Annotated in this window: 16 protein-coding genes; 12 read left to right on the forward strand and 4 right to left on the reverse strand. The window is 59.5% G+C overall.

Translation table 11 applies throughout. The features are described from left to right. Positions 1 to 34: 34 nt before the first annotated feature. The 5 genes from ABIB60_RS19830 (at position 35) to ABIB60_RS19850 (ending at position 4,992) form a co-directional block, all read left to right on the forward strand. Positions 35 to 421 carry a hypothetical protein gene (locus ABIB60_RS19830; RefSeq protein WP_354582115.1) on the forward strand — a complete coding sequence of 129 codons (387 nt, stop codon included), beginning with the start codon at positions 35 to 37 and terminating at the stop codon, positions 419 to 421. Positions 422 to 490: 69 nt separating this feature from the next. Further along, entirely contained in the window at positions 491 to 1,687 is a 1,197-nt protein-coding gene (locus tag ABIB60_RS19835; RefSeq protein ID WP_354582116.1) for a M20 metallopeptidase family protein, read from the forward strand. A 109-nt stretch (positions 1,688 to 1,796) separates the two neighbouring features. Then, entirely contained in the window at positions 1,797 to 2,555 is a 759-nt protein-coding gene (locus ABIB60_RS19840; RefSeq protein ID WP_354582117.1) for a hypothetical protein, read from the forward strand. 215 nt (positions 2,556 to 2,770) lie between these two features. Beyond that, positions 2,771 to 3,205 carry an Hsp20/alpha crystallin family protein gene (locus tag ABIB60_RS19845; protein WP_354582118.1) on the forward strand — a complete coding sequence of 145 codons (435 nt, stop codon included), beginning with the start codon at positions 2,771 to 2,773 and terminating at the stop codon, positions 3,203 to 3,205. Positions 3,206 to 3,483: 278 nt separating this feature from the next. Further along, positions 3,484 to 4,992 (forward strand): Do family serine endopeptidase, encoded by a 1,509-nt coding sequence (locus ABIB60_RS19850; protein ID WP_354582119.1) that lies wholly within the window; start codon positions 3,484 to 3,486, stop codon positions 4,990 to 4,992. Positions 4,993 to 5,134: 142 nt separating this feature from the next. Here the strand turns inward: ABIB60_RS19850 and ABIB60_RS19855 are convergent, their stop codons facing one another. Next, on the reverse strand, positions 5,135 to 5,545 hold the full coding sequence (locus tag ABIB60_RS19855) for a hypothetical protein (RefSeq protein WP_354582120.1): 411 nt from the start codon (positions 5,543 to 5,545) through the stop codon (positions 5,135 to 5,137). 117 nt (positions 5,546 to 5,662) lie between these two features. Between ABIB60_RS19855 and amaB the strand changes: the two genes are divergently transcribed. Beyond that, positions 5,663 to 7,261, forward strand: coding sequence for an L-piperidine-6-carboxylate dehydrogenase (gene amaB / locus ABIB60_RS19860; protein WP_354582121.1), 1,599 nt, complete (start codon positions 5,663 to 5,665; stop codon positions 7,259 to 7,261). Between the two features lie 81 nt (positions 7,262 to 7,342). Here amaB and ABIB60_RS19865 read toward each other — a convergent pair whose 3' ends face one another. Further along, a complete protein-coding gene (locus ABIB60_RS19865) occupies positions 7,343 to 7,774 on the reverse strand; it encodes a hypothetical protein (RefSeq protein ID WP_354582122.1) in 432 nt (143 codons plus the stop codon). A gap of 298 nt (positions 7,775 to 8,072) precedes the next feature. On the opposite strand from ABIB60_RS19865, the gene ABIB60_RS19870 reads away from it, so the two are divergent. The 6 genes from ABIB60_RS19870 to ABIB60_RS19895 all read left to right on the forward strand — a co-directional run bounded on the left by ABIB60_RS19870 (position 8,073) and on the right by ABIB60_RS19895 (position 12,898). Beyond that, on the forward strand, positions 8,073 to 8,639 hold the full coding sequence (locus tag ABIB60_RS19870; protein ID WP_354582123.1) for an RNA polymerase sigma factor: 567 nt from the start codon (positions 8,073 to 8,075) through the stop codon (positions 8,637 to 8,639). A gap of 127 nt (positions 8,640 to 8,766) precedes the next feature. Further along, on the forward strand, positions 8,767 to 9,528 hold the full coding sequence (locus tag ABIB60_RS19875) for a hypothetical protein (protein WP_354582124.1): 762 nt from the start codon (positions 8,767 to 8,769) through the stop codon (positions 9,526 to 9,528). A gap of 3 nt (positions 9,529 to 9,531) precedes the next feature. Continuing rightward, positions 9,532 to 10,794: a hypothetical protein gene (locus ABIB60_RS19880; RefSeq protein WP_354582125.1), complete on the forward strand. Its 1,263-nt coding sequence runs from the start codon at positions 9,532 to 9,534 to the stop codon at positions 10,792 to 10,794. A 168-nt stretch (positions 10,795 to 10,962) separates the two neighbouring features. Beyond that, positions 10,963 to 11,454 (forward strand): PPC domain-containing DNA-binding protein, encoded by a 492-nt coding sequence (locus ABIB60_RS19885; protein WP_354582126.1) that lies wholly within the window; start codon positions 10,963 to 10,965, stop codon positions 11,452 to 11,454. A gap of 177 nt (positions 11,455 to 11,631) precedes the next feature. After that, a complete protein-coding gene (locus ABIB60_RS19890; RefSeq protein WP_354582127.1) occupies positions 11,632 to 12,144 on the forward strand; it encodes a PaaI family thioesterase in 513 nt (170 codons plus the stop codon). 226 nt (positions 12,145 to 12,370) lie between these two features. Further along, positions 12,371 to 12,898 (forward strand): hypothetical protein, encoded by a 528-nt coding sequence (locus tag ABIB60_RS19895; protein ID WP_354582128.1) that lies wholly within the window; start codon positions 12,371 to 12,373, stop codon positions 12,896 to 12,898. Positions 12,899 to 12,905: 7 nt separating this feature from the next. Here the strand turns inward: ABIB60_RS19895 and ABIB60_RS19900 are convergent, their stop codons facing one another. Further along, positions 12,906 to 14,480 carry a DNA integrity scanning protein DisA nucleotide-binding domain protein gene (locus ABIB60_RS19900; RefSeq protein WP_354582129.1) on the reverse strand — a complete coding sequence of 525 codons (1,575 nt, stop codon included), beginning with the start codon at positions 14,478 to 14,480 and terminating at the stop codon, positions 12,906 to 12,908. Positions 14,481 to 14,599: 119 nt separating this feature from the next. Next, a complete protein-coding gene (locus ABIB60_RS19905) occupies positions 14,600 to 15,391 on the reverse strand; it encodes an energy transducer TonB (RefSeq protein WP_354582130.1) in 792 nt (263 codons plus the stop codon). Positions 15,392 to 15,441: the final 50 nt, after the last annotated feature.

The raw sequence follows: 15,441 nt of genomic DNA on the forward strand, positions 1-15,441 counted from the left end.
GGTAAGCCGCAAGTCCGCAATACGTATGGCAAGTATGCGCCAGTTGCAGTGGGATGAGCTGGACCTCTTGCAGGGCCTGGAAGTGGTGCCCTCCGAAAACGACAATGGCGGCCTTCACTTTGAGGTGGAGCAGGCTGGGCTAAAGCTGCTGGTAACGCTCTGGGCCCAGGCGGGGGTGGTAGATGTGACACTGCTACACCTGCAAACCCGCGCCATTCTGCTGGATTTTACGGTGGCCGTGCGCGGCCGCATCCGCTTCAACAACGATAAGCGCGGCCAGTACCTGGAGTTTCCCGATTGTGTGCTGGTCAGCCGCATCTCGTTTTCTTTGGAGCAGGATGAGGCCGCCTTTAGTGCCAATACCTTCGGCCGCTCCATGCTGCTGTCGGTGCGCCCCTGCCCAAGCGTGCTGTTTGAGTAATTTGGCCGGCTGCTGTCCACGGATGGCTTCGTGTACCTTTCATTTGTGCTGCCCGGGCAGCTTTGCCTTATGCTTGATCTGATACCCCGCATCAAAACGCTGGCCGCCGAGGCCGCCGCCGATACCGTGGCCTTGCGCCAGCACCTGCACGCCCACCCCGAGCTTTCCTTTCAGGAACACAACACGGTGGCCTACGTAACCGCGCAGCTGCACAAGTTGGGCCTGCCTACCCAGCCCATTGCCGGTACCGGCGTGGTGGCCCTCATCGAAGGCCGCAACCCCGGCCGCCGTACCGTGGCCCTGCGCGCCGACATGGACGCGCTGCCCATCACGGAGCAGAACGAGGTACCTTATAAATCCACCAACCCCGGCGTAATGCACGCCTGCGGCCACGATGTGCATACGGCTTCCCTGCTGGGTGTGGCCCGCATTCTGGTGGCCCTGAAGGAAGAATTTGAAGGCACCGTGAAGCTCATGTTTCAGCCCGGCGAGGAGCTGTTGCCCGGTGGTGCCTCCCTGATGATCAAGGAAGGCGTGCTGGAAAATCCCGCTCCCGACAGCGTGTTGGGCCAGCACGTATTTCCGCGCCTGCCGGCCGGTAAGGTAGGCCTGCGCGCCGGCCGCTACATGGCCAGCACCGATGAGCTGTACCTGACTGTGCGCGGCCAAGGCGGCCACGGCGCCATGCCCGAGCAGAACATCGACCCTGTGCTGGTGGCCGCCCACATTATTGTGGCCGCCCAGCAGATTGTGAGCCGCCGCGCCAACCCCAAGCTACCCTCGGTGCTGTCGTTCGGGAAAGTCATTGCTCAGGGTGCCACCAACGTCATCCCCAATGAAGTGCATCTGGAAGGCACGTTCCGGACCCTGAACGAGGAGTGGCGCAACGAGGCCCACAAGCACCTGCGCCGCCTCTGCGAGGGGCTGGCCGGGAGCATGGGTGCTACCTGCGAGCTGGAAATCCGCCGTGGTTATCCTTACCTGGAAAACGAGCCCGCCCTCACCGCCCGCACCGAACAGGCCGCCGTGGAGTACCTGGGCCGCGACAACGTGGTGGAGCTGGACCAGTGGATGGCCGCCGAGGATTTCGCCTACTTCAGCCAGGCCACCAGCGCCTGCTTCTACCGCCTGGGCACCGCCGCCGCCGATGGTAGCGGCCGGCATACGTCCTCGGTGCACACGCCTACCTTCGATATTGACCCCGCCGCCCTGGAAACCGGCCCTGGCCTCATGGCCTGGCTAACGCTGCGGGAGCTGGGAGAATAGCTTGACACTGTTATCTGAATTACTACTGCTGAATCAAGTGAGTCTCGGTCTTAATTTCCTGAATATGTATCGGATGCGTATCTGTTTCTCTTTGCTATTACCATTTTTCGTGTTAAGCCTCGTTGCTTCCGCTCAGGCCCAACGCCGGACTGTAGGTGACTTAACGCTTCTGCCCCAGGTACAGGGTGAATACTCCCTGCGAGGTGACGACTACGTGTTTGCGGCCTTTAACTTGATACCCAATATTTATTCGTACAGTCCGTCAGGCAGCACTTTTGCGGGGGGAGAAATCCGGGTAGGCTACGAACATTTTTGGAACAACCAGTGGAGTGGGGGCGGGCGGCTGTTTCTCAGTCAGTTGGGTGGCAGACAGCTCGAGCCTGAAGTATTTGCCCGTCATTGGAATACCTGGGGTACCGTTAATTTTCGGCAGCGCCTGGGGTTGCGCTATCGAATTCCTCTCGACGGTCCGGAGGAGCGGGCCTTGGCGGCTCTTCGCCTCGATGTGGACCGGGTTTTCCCGTTGGGTAGCAGCGGCCTCGCCCTGCTCCCCCGGCTGGCCGTGGAGCCGGTTGCTTACCTGCGTTTTCAGCGCGAAGACTACGAAGCCAAGGAGCCTTTCCTGGATTTCTCGGAACTGCGTGGAGAAGTAGGGGTACGGCTCTCACCTCGCTTTGACTTTACGCCTTGGTTTTCTTGGCAGAACAGCTACTCCATTGCCCTGCCCCAATACAATGCCGATGGCACCGTGAAGATACCCGGCGGCAACAGCCGCTACGTGCAGCCTATACTGGGCCTGGATATGCGCGTTACGCTGGGCAATGGCGTCAAGAGCGCAGAGCGTCGTCAGTTGCCCACTCAATATTAATGTCATTTTGACATTAACGGAAAAAGGTAGTAATAGGCGAAGAGACAATTTTTGAGCAACTATTTATTAAAAGGGGGGCTGTGTTTACAGCATCCCTTTTTTCTTTTAATGCCAAAAAGTCATAAAAAGCAAGGTGGTATAGATTTTATAGAATACGGGTGTCACCGCTTCGGAAGTGACAGGTAAAACCTTAACGCTAAACAATCCTTACTACCATGGCAACTCTGCTGTATAACAACCGTCCCGCCCGCGCTTTCAACTCAGTTCTTAACGAAATGCTGCGCGACACGCTGCCCACTCTCAACGAGCCCGTAAAAACCTTTGTACCCCAAGCCGACGTGCTGGAAGGCCCAACGGGCTTTGAGCTGCACCTGTTGCTCCCCGGCGTGGCGAAAGAAGATGTGAAAATTGACTTTCAGGACAGCCAACTCACCATCAGCGGGGAGCGGAAGGCCCCCGAAAACACGGATGAGCAGGCCCCTAAATTCCGCCGCGTAGAGTCGGGCTACGGTAGTTTCTCCCGCAGCTTCCGCCTCCCCGATACCGTAGATGTAACGGCCATTGAAGCCGAACTGACCAACGGCATCCTGCGCCTGCAACTGCCCTTCGATAGTAAGAAAGTAACAAAGCACCAGATTGAGGTGCGCTAAGTAGTTTACAAAAAGGGCACCCGAAACGGTGCTCTTTTTGTTTACAGCCCGGTGCGCTACCGTTCAGATTGGTAGCGGTTTGCCAAAAAATCTACCAACGGCCTTTTTTCCTCCTTCAACAGCCATGCAACCGGACACCAATTGGTTGGTATCTGGCGTTAGGAAGGTAATAAAACGGCCTCCTGGTCACGTACTCGGGTAAGTGGGGCATGGTTAGCTCACGTTTCCGTTGTATTTTCAAGTCATTAAACCGTTCAATTTTCACCTCTTTCTTACCCATGCAAGCAAAACAAATGATGCTCGGCCTGCTCGGTTCCGCCATTTTGGGTGGCGGCGTAGCGGTAGGTGGGTACAAGCTGCTGGAGCCGGAGCGCCCGTACTCGCCCCAGGCCGTTGCTGCCGACCCTAATGTGCGCTATACCAGTGAGCTACGCAGCAGCACCTATACGGTGCCGGAAGGCCTCAACTTCACGGCTGCCGCGGCTTCCGTAACGCCCGCTGTAGTACACGTAATGACGGAATATGCCCCCAAAAACAGCCAGGATGAGATGTCGCGCATGGACCCCTTTCTGCGGCAGTTTTTTGGCGATGAGATAGATCAATACCAAGGCCGGGGACGCCAGCGCGGACCGCAGCAGGGCTCCGGCTCGGGTGTTATCATTGCCGCCAATGGCTACATCGTGACCAACAATCACGTGGTGGATAAGGCCGACAAGATTGAGGTGGTGATGGACGACAAGCGCAAGTTTCAGGCGGAGCTGGTAGGTGTCGACCCCACTACCGACCTGGCCCTGCTCAAGGTAAAGGCCGATAACCTACCCTTCATCCGCTACGGCAACTCCGACCAGGTGAAAGTAGGGGAGTGGGTACTGGCCGTGGGCAACCCCTTCAACCTGAACTCCACCGTTACGGCCGGTATCATCTCCGCCAAAGGCCGCAACATCAATATCCTGCGCCGCGAGGATGGCATGGGGGTAGAGTCGTTCCTGCAGACTGATGCCGTGGTGAACCCCGGTAACTCGGGTGGGGCGCTGGTAAACCTCAACGGCGACCTGATTGGTATCAACTCCGCCATTGCCTCGCAAACCGGCTCGTTCGTGGGCTACTCGTTTGCTGTACCCAGCTCCATTGTGAGCAAGGTGGTAGATGATTTGCTCAAGTACAAAGTGGTGCAGCGCGCCTTGCTGGGTGTGCAAATCCGGGAGGTAGATGCCCAACTGGCTTCTGAGAAGAAGTTGAACACCCTGAATGGGGTGTACGTGATGGGCTTCAACAAAACCAGCTCTGCGGCCGATGCTGGCCTGAAAGAAGGCGACATTATCACGGAAATCAACGGTGCTAAGGTGAACACCTCCTCGCAGCTGCAGGAACAGGTGGCTCGCTTCCGTCCCGGCGACAAAATCAAGGTGACCTACCTGCGCGACGGCCGCCAAAACACTGCCAGCGCTACTCTGCGTAACTCCACCGGCACCACCGATATTATTCGGGAGGAAGTAGCTTCTACCCTGAAATATGAAGGAGCCACGCTGGCCCCGGTAACGCGCCAAGAGCTGAGCAAGCTGGATATTGAGGGCGGGGCCAAAATCAGCGGCATCCGTAACTCCAACTTCCGCGAAACCGGCATTGCCGACGGCTTCATCATCACCCGCATCGATAAGAACAAGGTGAGCAAACCCCAGGACGTGCAGCGTTACCTCGAAGCAGCCAAAGAAACCGAGGGCGCCTTGGTTGAGGGGGTGTACCCCGATGGCCGCAAGGCATACTACCCTATCGGGCAAGCCCAGTAGCTTGTATCATTTAGTAGCAAAGGCCTTCCGCTGCACCAGCGGAAGGCCTTTGCTATTCAAGGTGTGGTCTGGGCCAGAAAAGTCATTTGCAACTATTTTGCGCGTCATGCTTCGGCAAGCTCAGTATGACGTTCCGGGGTTTTCAAGCACTGCCCAGCAGCCACTCCATAGCTACGCCTTCCTCAATGAACAGGCGTAAATCGTAATTGCGGCCGGGCTCCAGGCCATAGGCCAGGTACTGCTGCTGGGATGGGTCAGCCTCATACACCGCTAACCGCCCCGGGGAGCAGAGCACGGCAATACGGAGGTGCTGCGGCTCGAGGCTGGAGGCAGCGAGGGGATAAAACTCGTGGGTAGTCCAACGCCCCAGCTCGGGGTTCAGCTGGTCGCGGCGGCGTACGTCCAGTAGCCACCGTGCCAGGCGGTGTTCCTGGGCCTGGGCCAGAATGTTGGCATAATCCTGCTGCAGCTGCAGGGTAGGGCTGTCATCGGACCAACGGGCAACTAAAGCGTGTAGATCGGGGCGGGGAGTGAGGGAGAGGGCGGAGGTCATGGCATAAAGATACGAAGCGACCATGTGCTCAAAATGGTTTTGCTAGCTTTGCTGACCGCTCCGGCGACACCTCCTTCAACATCTCATTCCCACCCAACCATACCCGTTTTCACTCCCATGAAACAAGCGCTTGAAGAAGCCGTTGCCACCGGCACCGATATCCAGGACCACGACCACCACGGCATCCGGCAGGTACTGCAGGAGCTGGGCATTGCCGCCCACAACGCGGCTTGGAGCACCGGCCTCGCCTGGGGCGGCCAGCAAAACAGCAGCACCCGCACCATCACCTCCACCGCCGATGGCCGCACCATTGGCACCGTGGCCCTGGCCACCGCCGAAGATTACGAGCAGGTGGTGCAAAAAGCCCAGGAGGCGTTTGCCACCTGGCGGTTGGTGCCGGCACCCAAGCGCGGCGAAATTGTGCGTCAGATTGGCAACAAGCTGCGCGAGTTCAAAGAGCCCCTGGGTAAGCTGGTGAGCTACGAAATGGGCAAAATCCTGCAGGAAGGCCTCGGCGAAGTGCAGGAAATGATTGACATCTGCGACTTTGCCGTGGGCCTCTCGCGCCAGCTCACCGGCTACACCATGCACTCTGAGCGGCCCGGCCACCGCATGTACGAGCAGTACCACCCGCTGGGTGTGGTCGGCATCATTTCGGCCTTCAACTTCCCGGTGGCCGTGTGGAGCTGGAATGCCATGCTGGCCGCCGTGTGCGGTGACACCTGCGTCTGGAAGCCTTCCGAGAAAACGCCCCTCACGGCCGTAGCTGTGCAGCATATTCTGCAGGACGTACTGCGCGAAAACGAGCTGCCCGAAGGTATCTTCAACCTGCTGATTGGTGACGCTGAAATTGGAGCTAAAATGGCCGCCGATGGTCGCGTGCCGCTGGTATCGGCCACGGGCAGCACCCGCATGGGTAAGAAAGTGGGCGAAGTGGTGGGTGCCCGCCTAGGCCGCGCCCTGCTGGAGCTGGGCGGCAACAACGCTATCATCCTCACCGAGCACGCCGACCTGGGCATTGCCATTCCGGGTATCGTATTTGGGGCGGTAGGTACGGCCGGACAGCGCTGCACCACCACCCGCCGCCTCATCATCCACGACTCCATTTACGAGGATGTAAAGGCCCGCCTGCTTAAAATTTACCCCAACCTGCCCATCGGCCACCCCTTGCAGGAAGGCACCCTGGTTGGCCCGCTGATTGACAAAGACGCCGTAGCCAGCTTCCAGAAAGCCCTGGAAGCCGTGCAGGCCGAAGGCGGCCAGCTGCTGATTGGGGGCGAAGTGCTGAGCGGCGCCGGCTACGAAACTGGTACCTACGTGAAGCCCGCCCTAGTGGAGGCCCGCAACGAGTACCACACCGTGCAGGAAGAAACTTTTGCCCCTATTCTCTACCTCATCAAGTACAGCGGCGGCGTAGAAAACGCCATTTACGCCCAGAACGGGGTGCGGCAGGGCCTTTCCTCCAGCATCTTCACGGTGAACATGCGCGAGGCCGAAGCCTTCCTCAGCCACGCCGGCTCCGACTGCGGCATTGCCAACGTGAACATCGGCACCAGCGGCGCTGAAATTGGCGGCGCGTTTGGTGGCGAGAAGGAAACCGGCGGCGGCCGTGAATCCGGCTCCGACGCCTGGCGCGTGTACATGCGCCGCCAGACCAACACCATCAACTACAGCACCCAGCTCCCGCTGGCTCAGGGCATCAAGTTCGACGTATAACGCCAGAATCAGCCTGATTTTCACGCAACACGGCCCGCTTGGATAAACCGAGCGGGCCGTGTTGCGTGGTGATATGTTCACTTACAAGTTGGGACGTGAAGTCAGAAAAACCGCCGGCTCCAGCAGCTGGTCGATGAGCTTCACGCTGGGAAGAATTTCAGTGGGGTTGCAGTGGTGTTCAGGCGATGAGAAATGGCGGTGAATAGCTTGCATCCGGCTCACCCACCGAGGCTGTTGCTTGGCGAGTGGAGCGGTGAGCTGCTGGCAGGCGGGCGTGTACTTCTGGATGAGAGGAGCCAATGCCTGCTGCTCGCGCATAACAGCGGCCAAATGCTGCTGCCGAGCCTGCTTTTGCAGCACTGGCGGTGTCCTCTGTTGCTGGGTAGCGAATTGGTGTAATCTGTCCCAGTGCTGCTGCAAATGCGTTTGATCATCGGGGCTGATAAGGGGAGTTAGCAGCGCCCGTTGGTGTCGAATATCTTGCCGGATGGTGTCCAGTAATGCGAGAGTCATGTGGATTTCAGCCTTAGATGGCGTTTTGTCCAGGGACAATTGTGCCGCAGCCGGCAAAGCAAGCCACACGAATAGGGGGAGGAGAACTAATTGGAGTAAACGGCCTGTTTTCATCAGAGCAAATAAAACGATAAAGCAGGATATAGCGGAGTGAGACAAGGTAATTTGAACCGGGTGCAACCCCGCCTTGCGGTCGGCTGTCTTTCACTTGCTTACCTACCAGCACCCGCCGCTTTACCCCGGAAAGTTGGATATTTACGATTCTCTCGTTTCCGAATCCCCGCCAACACAGCAACCAATGGAGGCATTTGCGTACACTGACATCAACGCGCCGCTAGTCGAGCGGTGCCGCCTGGGCGACCGGCGGGCCCAGGCCGAAATCTACAAGCGCTACTCCAAGGCCATGTTTAACGCTAGTCTGCGCATCACGGGCGACTATGCTGAGGCGGAGGATGTATTGCAGGAGTCGTTTCTGAGCGCCTTCCGGGAATTGCACAGCTACAAAGGGGATTCGTCGTTTGGCTCCTGGCTGAAGCGCATCGTTATCAACAAGAGCATTAACTGCCTGCGCAACCGGCGCCTGCAGCTGGTGCCCCTGGCCGAGCAGCACGATGGCGCTGCTCCCGAGGCCGATGCTGTTGGTAGTCTGGATGGGGAGGAGCTCAGCTGGCGGGCCGATGTGGTGCGCCGCTGCGTGCAGGAACTCCCCGATGGGTACCGCGTGGTGCTCACGCTCTATCTGCTGGAGGGCTACGACCACGCTGAAATTGCCGGTATTCTCAACATCACTGAATCTACTTCGAAGTCGCAGTACAGCCGGGCCCGGAAAAAACTTCTGGAGCTGGCCCGCCAGCACGGGCTGTAATTCTGCCACCTGATTTTATCCCTCTGACCGCAGGCGCGGCATTCCGGACCAGCCGCTTTTTCACTGGCCCACCCAACCATACCGACCAGTTTGCTCCTGGCCTGCCGCCCTACCACTACCACCTACCATGAACGAGAAGAAAACCGGACTGGAAGCCTTTGTGGAATACCACCGCGCCGATTTCGACGCGTTTGAGCCCCGCGCTGACCTCTGGGATGATATTGCCCTGGATTTAGAATCAGGCGCTACCCAAGCTGCCGAAGAAACTGCGCCTCTGCGCGTAGTGCCATTGTTCCCAGCCGCTGAAGCAACTCCACTGGCTCCGGCTGCGGCCCCCGATATGGCGGCGGTACGCTCGGCGCGCCCTTACGGTATGGCTGCCGCCGTGGCCGCCCTGTTGCTGCTGGGTACGTGGTTTTGGCAGCACCGCACCGAGGCCACCATCTGGACGCGTACTGGCCAGCCGGCCCTGACCGCAGCAGCCCCCGCGGCGCCTGACCATGACTTCTATGCGGGCTCCGACCTGACGGCTACGACGGCTGCTGCCGGTCCCGAGCAGCGGTTGGCCAGCGCCGTGCAGCGTATGGAATCCTACTACGCCACTCAGATTGCGGAGCGCCAGCAGGAATTGCATGAGGTAGCCGCCGAAACGGTGGGTGTCGCTCCGAAAGCCGACTGGCAGCAGGAGCTTGCGGCCCTGGATTCTACCTATCAGCAGCTCAAAGCCGAATTGTACCGCAACCCTGAGCCCGATGTAGTGCTGGAAGCTATGAACCGCAACATGCAAATCCGGCTGGATTTGCTGACCCAGCAACTGCACACGCGGGAGCGAATCCGGGACTATCATAGCCAGCCATACATGGTAGCCGACAACCGCCGGATTCCGTAACCTATGCGCTCATCTTTTCTATATACCGGCCGTGCTGCTTGTCTGGCGGTGCTGCTCGGCCTGGTGGGTGCTGTCCCACTGAGTAGCCAGGCTCAGGTAGCGGGCGGCAGCTCCGATATGGCGGCCGTGTACTTCTGTGAGCCTGCTCCGCTTGGGTGGACGGGTACTGGCCAAGGCACCCCCGATGCCCGCCAGGGCGGCCCGGTTCAGGGTGGAGGCGGTCAAGGGCCTCAGGAAGAAGCCCAACCTACGCCGGCAGTAGAGAAGGTGCGCAAAATCAGCCGGACGTTTCCGGCCAGTGCCACCAAGCTCTATACGCTCGATACGCGCTACGGCCGGGTCCAGGTAAACGTATGGAACCGGCCCGAAATCCGGACGGACGTAGACGTAATAACCCGGGCCGATACCGACGAAAAAGCCCAGCAGCTTCAGGATATGATTCAGGTGCAGCTGCAGGACAAGGACCCTACCACTGGTGGAATTGTGGTTCGCTCCCGCTTTGGGGCCATGCCCCGGGAGTGCTGGAGCCGTACCAAACTCTATGAGGTGAACTACACCGTGTGGGTGCCCAAAAACACGCCTATGGCCCTGCACAACACTTTCGGCGAAATCAGCCTGACCGGTGACGTAAGCGGCGCCACCGAGCTGGCCGTGGAGTACGGCAGCCTGCGTACCGCCCGCTTGGACGGTCCGCGTAATACAGTGCGCCTGTGCAATGCGCAATGCTCCGTGCCTTACGCCCGCCGCATGGCCGTAGATGCTTCCTACTCCAAGCTGCGCCTCACTGATGGCGGCACTGTGGACCTGCGCAATAATTCTTCGACCATCGATATCGGTACGGTGCAAGACCTGACTGTGCATAGCAAGTACGGCGACGTAGCTTTGGGTACAGTGCGCAACCTGCGCGGCACGTCCGGCTACTCTAAGTTCAGCATTGATAAGCTCAGCAACCAGCTGGATATGAAGCTGCAGTATTGCCCCAGCTTTGAGGTGCGCAACACGGGTAAAAACTTCCAGCAAATCAACCTCGACGGCGGCTACAGCACCATTTTGCTCAACTTCCCGGATGGCGCGGCCTTTGATTTCGATGTGAACACCGAGCATGGCCAGCTGCTGGTAGATAAGCGCCTGGTGAAGGTGGCCTCAGAAGAAACCACCGCCGGCTCCAGCGACCTGCAGGGCTCTTTCGGGGCTGCCGTGCCGGCCCGCAACGCCAGCAACGTGAACATTAAAGTGCGCTACGGCAATGTGAGCTTCAACCGCTAAGCTACCGCCCTCATGATACGCAGCCCCTGTTCGGTCTTTGATCGGGCAGGGGCTTTGTATATTTCCGCCATGCTGCCTTACTCTGTTCAACGGCTCACGTTCTGCGGCTGTATGCTTGTGCTGGCTTTCGGGCACAGCCGGGTCGCTGCCCAAACTACACCTTCCGTTATGTCTGCTGCTTCGCCAGTATCGGGTTCTTCCGCCATGCGCACCTACGCGCTGCGCCTCCGGCCGGGGCAGGATGTACGCCAGGAGCTACAAGCCTTTGCCCGGCAGCACCAGCTAAAGGCCGCCTGCATTCTGACGAGCGTAGGCAGCCTGACTACCGCCACCCTGCGCCTGGCTAACCAGGAAGGGCCCACAGTGTACCACGGCCATTTTGAAGTTGTGTCGTTGGTGGGCACGCTGGCTATCAGCGGCAGCCACCTGCACCTCTCCGTAGCCGACTCCACCGGCCGGACGGTGGGCGGGCACTTACTGGATGGCAACCTGGTGTACACCACCCTGGAACTGGTGATTGGCGAATTGCCGGAACTGGAATTCCGCCGGGAAGCTGATCCAACCTTTGGCTACAAAGAGCTGACCATACACCCTGCTACCCCAGCAGCCGCTCCCCCCGTCACGTTGCCGAAGCCGGCGCGGGCCAAGAAAAAGCAGTAAGCTACCGGTTCTTCGTTGCCGGTTTTTGCAAGCTAGCAGCCTTTGGGCCCTTTAGGTGAGGGGCTGGGAAATCAAGAAACTGAAGAGCCGCCAGCTTGCGTGGTTGGTGCTGGTTGAAGAATATACTCAGCATGCCGAGTATTTTTTGTTCATTGCAGATGCCCAACTGCCATAGCCATGACCTCACCCACTACCGCCGTTCCGGCCGATGCCGCCCGCCTGGAGAAGTTCCGCCGCGACATCAGCAATCCGCTTAAGCTGAAGCTATTTATGCTGCGGCGGCTACCAATGGCCTACTTAGCTGGGTTGCGCGTGGCGGAGCTAACGGCGGAGCGGGCCACCGTAACGGTGCCCTACAAATACCTCACACAGAACCCGTTTCGCAGCGTTTATTTCGCCTGCCTGAGTATGGCGGCCGAAATGGCCAGTGGGCTGCTCAGCATGATGCACGTGCAGGCCGGGCCGCCAGTATCCATGCTGGTTGTGGGTCTGGAAGCTGATTTCAGCAAGAAAGCCGTGGGCCTCATTCGCTTCAGCAGCCAGGACGGGGCGGCCATTGCCCAAGCCATTGCCGAAAGCCGCGCCACCGGCGAAGGCCGCACGGTGGTGTGCACCAGCACGGGCCTCGATGCTGCCGGCGACACGGTGGCTACCTTCCGTATTACCTGGTCCTTCCGGGCGAAGAAATAAGCGGTAAGCTTTGCGGCACGAGGTTTTCCAGCGCAGTGCAAACGGTAATTGAGCCCGTTTTCCGGTTGGTAAGAAAAAAGAAGGGAAGTTATGTGGAATAGAAGTGGGACTGGCATCTAACGAGCAAGCGCCTGCCTTTAGCCCTTGAACCTTCCCTGGATGCCTCAGCTCTTATGCATAGCCAGCGGGGGTGACCAGAGAAACTCTAAACCTCCTTCTTCTTTGTATGAAATCTGTTCCTGTAATTCTGTTTTTCCTGCTGCTACACTCTTCCGCCGCGTTAGCCTGTTCCTGCATTGGCGCCATTGGCTCCGAAAAGGAGCAGGTTGCTGCTGCCTACCAACGCGACGCGCTGGTGTTTGTGGGGCGCGTGCTTAGCGTAGAGAAAGTAGTGACAACCGATACGCTCTGGGTTTCCGATACGGGCCCACTGGAGCAGCGCGTACGGCTCACACAGCATGAAACGTTCCGCTATACGTTTGCTGTAGCGCGCAAGTACAAGGGTTTAACAACTGAATCCAGGGTACAAGTGTCGTCTGAAACCCAAAGTGCCTCCTGCGGCCGGGAGTTCAAAGTAGGTTCTGCGTATCTGTTATACGGTTTTCAAGTCAGCGAGAAGTATCCGGCAGATGGCGGCCCGGCCACGCCCATTGCACCCTACTTTGCTACCAGCCTCTGCAACCGGGGCCAGGAACTCAGGGAAGTGAAACGTGCGGAGCTAAAGCAGCTGAAGAAGCTGGCCAAGGCGGGCTAGCTAGGCCCTAGTTTTCGTCCCGGAGGCTTTCCTTGGTTATCACGTCCACCAACCCGTCTTCGCTCACCACAATGGCCAGGCAGGGGTAGGGGGAGCTTTCCACGTAGCGGATGGCGGAGTTGTAGCGGGCCCCGCGGGTGCTGGTGCCGTGGCCGGAGGCTTTGCCGTCCAGAATCACCCCAATAGAGTAGCAGTAGCTTTCTGGGTCGAGGAGCACGGCCCCGTCAATGGCGGTAACCAGGCGGGTAATGAGCGGAGTGAGCGGCACGGGCTCAATGAGCGTGCATTGCAGCTTGAGCCGGTCAGCTTCGGCCAGGGCTTCGGTGGTGATGACCAGCAGGGTGCCGTGCTTCTGGCGGCTGGCTTCTACTACCACATCCCACAGGCGCTCAACCTTGGTGCTGTCGGTGAGTTGGAAGGTCTGCTTCAGGTCGCGGCGGAACCGGGCGCGGTTGAGGCGGGTGCGGGGCAGGCTGGGCAGGCCGTAGTGGGCGCGCATGAGCACCTGCCCACCGTGCTGAAACTCCCAGGCATAGTGGGTTACAAAGCTGATAACGAACAGGTCCTCCCGCGCGGCATCATACTGGCCGATCTGCCGGCCCAGGGCATATACGTTCTCGCCATCGGCCAGCAAGCTTACGTCCTGGGTGGTCATTTCGAGCAGCTTGCGCACGGCCCGGTAGTCGGTGAGCGGGGTGGGGCAGGTGAGGGCAAATACCTCCGCCAAGTTGGGATGCCCCCGGCGAGCCAGCAGCAATTTGCCCACACCCTCGGCACCCTCGTAGCGCAAAGAGGAAATGGTGTTACAGGTGGCAAATAGCTTGGTGGCCGAGGGATTCATGCCCAGATCCTGAGCCGGCGTGTCCATGAACAGCTTGCCGGCTGAGCGCACAATTTCGTCGGTTTCGCGGGGGCGCACCAGCAAGCCGGAGCCTGGCTCGGGCTCCGTCAGCGACTTGAAGCACTCCTCGTGAAACCGCAGCACCGCCGACATCAGCAGAGAGTGGGACAGCAGGCGGCCGTCGGTGTAGTAGCGGTTTTTCTGAAGGGTGGGATAAGCCTGTACCACCTTGCGGTTGAGCCGCAATACCGGTACCACAAAGTGCGCCTGAATAAGTACCGGTGCCCCGGCGTAGTACTGGTATTTGCTGCCGGTTAGGTCTTCCAGCACCTCCTGCACAGCCTGGCGCAGGCCCAGCGCCACACGCTTACGCTGCACCATTTCCTCGGGCATCAGCTCCCCCTCCGGGGCACTCCAAGGATGCAGATACTGGTAATAACGCCCCCGGGCACGGGCCTCCTGAAACGCCAGGGCTTCGAGGCCGCAGTCGGCGGGTTCCAGGCAAATGGGAGCAGGATTCTCGTCGAAATTACCCTGGTCGGCTTCGTCGGCGGGCAGGGCCAGCAGGAGTACGTAGGGGTTCAAATCTTCATCCAGTACTTCAAAAATGCCGGTGGCTATGGCCTGGGCCGCCTGCCGGAACCGGGTCTGGTAAGGCCAGATGGAGAAGCTGGTGGGCAGGGGCAAAGGCGTACCGAAGGCAACGGGGGGAGCAGCAAGCAGGGGCAGGGGCGACAACATAACGGAGCAGCAAACAGGTACAGCCAGCGTGCTGACCCGAGGAAATCAGCCCATACTTCTCAGGCTGACGAAAAAGGCGAAACAATACTTTAGAGCGGGCGGGTGAAGCTGCCCGCGGGCTACAGCGTAAATACAACCGGCAACACCATCTTTTGCTTCATGGGCTGGCCCTGGTAGGTGGCGGGCTGCCACTTGGGTGCGGCCTTAATCAGCCGGATGGCCTCCTCGTCGAGGCCGGCGCCGAGACGTTTGACGGGCTTTATCTCGCTGAGGGAGCCGTCTTTCTGTACTACAAACTCCATCATCACGCGGCCCTGTACCTTTTTCTGGCGTGCCAGGGCAGGGTACTTCTGATTTTGCTGAATCCACTCAAAAAAAGCGTCGGTGCCTCCCACCGGGCGGGCAGGTTGGTCGGGTTTTACTACTTGGGTAATGGGCCCATCGGGGGCGGTGCCGCCCGGCGCGGCGGCCGTGCCAGTGCCAGCTTCCGCCGGAATTTCAAACGTGATGGGTACCGACACGCGCTGGCGCACCGTGCCGCCCTTGTGCTGGGCGGGCGTCCAGCGGGGCCCGCCTTTGATAACGCGAATGGCCTCGGCATCCAGCAGTGGGTGCAGGGGCTGGGCCACGGCCACGTTGGAAACGGAGCCGTTTTTCTCCACCACAAACGTGACGGTGGCCGTGCCCTGGGCCTTGGCCTGCAGGGCAGCGGTAGGGTACTGCTGGTTGTCGGCCAGGTACTGGGCGTAGGCCTCCACGCCGCCCACCGGTACGGCGGGCTTCTCCACCGCGTCATAAATTTCGGAAGCGGCGGCGGCTTTGGGATACTTCAGCTTTTGGGCGGTGGCCGGCACCAGCGCGGTCGTGCTCAGCAAAGCCGCCAGCGGCAGCAAACGGAAAGCGTGTTTCATAACGGATGAAGGCAGAGAAGGGCAGACTGACCAGCTGGCACAACAACCGC

The sequence above is a fragment of the Hymenobacter sp. UYP22 genome (genome assembly GCF_040547285.1).
Classification (GTDB): Bacteria; Bacteroidota; Bacteroidia; order Cytophagales; family Hymenobacteraceae; genus Hymenobacter.